Source organism: Xanthovirga aplysinae (assembly GCF_009711365.1).
GTDB lineage: Bacteria > Bacteroidota > Bacteroidia > Cytophagales > Cyclobacteriaceae > Xanthovirga > Xanthovirga aplysinae.
In genome coordinates this window covers 1-2,646 of sequence record NZ_SMMB01000604.1, presented here as the reverse complement: position 1 = coordinate 2,646, position 2,646 = coordinate 1, and the positions used below count along the sequence as shown (strand labels likewise).

The following is a 2,646-nucleotide window of genomic DNA, read 5'->3' as shown; positions in this document are numbered from 1 at the left end:
TTGTTTTGTGATATACAAACTTAGCAGACTACTGCTTTTACATCTATGCTATACGTAATGGCAGGGAAAGTGATAAATATCAAGGTTTGTGACTCGCATCAACATCATATCGGTTTGATAGCGAAGTACTCCGAAATCCGTCACCACACATACACTCAACGTATGCCATTAAAGCGATCTGAATTAACTAACATTGACACTAATAACAATTAACACAAATGCATAAATACATTTTAATTCTACTACTTTGCTTTTCATGCAAGAATTCTCAGAAAAATGAACCTCAGTCAAAAACATCAACCGACTTTAATTCAAATGTTGAAACTATATTAGATGAAAAGATCCCGGAATGGCAAGTTGAATACAACGTGCCGGCTGTAGCTATTGGTCTTATTGAAAACGGAAAAATTCGATTAACAAAAGTATACGGAGAGCACCAAAAAGGAATGGAAGCCCCACAAAGCACAATTTTCAATGTGGCGTCCATAACAAAACCCATGGTGGCTATTGCAACGCTAAAATTAGTGGATAATGGTCAATGGGATTTGGATGAACCCTTACATAAATATTGGATAGACCCTGACTTGAAAAACGAACCTTTAGCTTTAAAATTAACAACAAGACATGTTTTAAGTCATACGACTGGCTTTTTAAACTGGAGACGAATGCATCCCACAAAAAAATTGAAGTTTGATTTTGAACCGGGAACTCGTTACCAATACTCCGGAGAAGGCTTTGAGTACTTAGCTAGTGCATTAGAGAAAAAATTCAATTCTAAATTGAGCCATCTTATTGATTCTTTGGTATTTGATCCTATGAATATGAAAGATGCGACATTAAGCTGGTTGGAAGATAAGGACACAATAAGATTTGCAAAATGGTATGATGGAAAAGGCAATCCGCATAACGAATATTATAAAACTCATTGGGTTAGTGCTGCCGATGATCTGCTTGTTACCATAGAGGATTTGGCAAATTTTGGTATAAAAATAATGGATGGTAGTTCACTTTCGCCAAATTTGTATTCTGAAATGATTAAAACACAGGCTAAAATTCACAATAATGCAAATCAAGGTTTGGGTTGGACTGTGGTAAGTAACCTTTCAAATGGTGAATATCTAATCAATCACGATGGTGGAGATGTAGGAGTTGCAGCGACTTTGATTTTATTACCAAAGTCCAAAAACGGAATCATCGTTCTGACAAATGGAGATAATGGGAGCATTATTTGTAAAAAATTAATCAAAGAATCTATCTACAGTGGAAAGGAAATAATTGAAAAAATTTATTGGGGAGGGGAAATTCCAGAAGTTATATCAATTTCGGATGATTTGTTGAAGAAATATTCCGGTGATTATATGTCATCACTTGGAAGAAAAATTACTTTTCACAAAAAAGATAAAACATTGGTTATTGATGGAGTTGGCATTCCGCAGTTATCCCTTTATCCTCAATCTGAAGATACCTTCTTCCCAATGGATTTTGAATTGCAGTTTGTTTTTAAAAAGGATAGTAGCGGTAAGGTCAAATCCTTTTCAATTGTCCAAAGTGATAAAGAGACCATTACAGGGGAAAAAATAAATAAATAAAACTAACTACAAAACTATGTATACTTCATTGGCACCCTGCGGGAAGCCAATGAAGTATACATCCAGCTGTTACTACACGAAGTGGTATTAGTGATTGTTTTACAAGGATATAAATTCCTGGATAAAACCTTTTGTGTTCCCAACAATATCTTGTCGGGACAATTGATCTATGATGCATCTATAATTGGTTAAAGCCTCCAAATTAAGATGTGCCAAAGCTTTGGATTTAGGTTCCTTGCAAGGAGCAGGAAGTCGTCAGACAGTCAATCTACGGGGTCTCAAAACCGATAAAGGGCATGTGTTAGTGAATATGACAAATACATTTGAACATTCCGCAATTGCTGCGAGAGACGTATGGAGCGAAAAAGAGACTAATAGGCATCGTGCCAAAATGGTGGTAGAATGCCAGATTATAAGCCCTCAACGTAGATGATACGGAGATGCAGATCAGGTGGCAGACATGGCGGGCCTAATTTCATAATATTGTTACTTTTGCGGAACGTAGAAGCCCGAGGCTTCTCTCCCAATTATTTCTGTGTAAATAGCAGGGACAAAACCGTATCCGCTAGGCATCGGTAAACGTCGGACAGACAGGTTGAACCAAACGAATGCTGTCCTATAATGGGACAGATTTTACCAGCCTCACCTATAGGTTTATAGACCTGGAGATTTTACCTTTATTTTCAGTTCCTGCACATCGGGAATAAAATGGAAGACATGAAAGAATGCAAAGGAATTAAAAGGCCCCTTATGTTATGCCATCTGCATCTAATTTAAAGTCTTAATAAAGAAAATTAAATCACTTTGTAAATGAATATAATTATGAAAGGCCACATGAAGCATTAGTTATGGAAACACCGGCTAAAACCCACTCCTTTTCAAACAGGCCATTCCCCGAAAAAATACAATCCTATGATTTTCCCTCAAATATGAAAGTGATGTTTGTAACGCAAAACGGATCAGTAAGGTAGAAGTCTTAATATTGGGTCTATATGTCCCAAGGCCTAGTAGAAAAACAGGTGGCAGCAGAGGAAATTGGAAATGGTATCTGGAAAGT

Annotated in this window: 2 protein-coding genes; both read left to right on the top strand. The window is 36.8% G+C overall.

The window, feature by feature from the left end; genetic code table 11:
• Window positions 1–218: 218 nt before the first annotated feature.
• Window positions 219–1,589: a serine hydrolase domain-containing protein gene (locus tag E1171_RS03190; protein WP_155204013.1), complete on the top strand. Its 1,371-nt coding sequence runs from the start codon at window positions 219–221 to the stop codon at window positions 1,587–1,589.
• 220 nt (window positions 1,590–1,809) lie between these two features.
• Window positions 1,810–2,022, top strand: a complete 213-nt coding sequence (locus E1171_RS03185; RefSeq protein ID WP_155204011.1) for a hypothetical protein — start codon at window positions 1,810–1,812, stop codon at window positions 2,020–2,022.
• The last annotated feature ends 624 nt before the right edge of the window (window positions 2,023–2,646 follow it).

Coding starts and splice junctions, on each gene's coding strand:
- E1171_RS03190 (WP_155204013.1), top strand. CDS start 219: ATGCATAAATACATTTTAATTCTACTACTTTGCTTTTCATGCAAGAAT.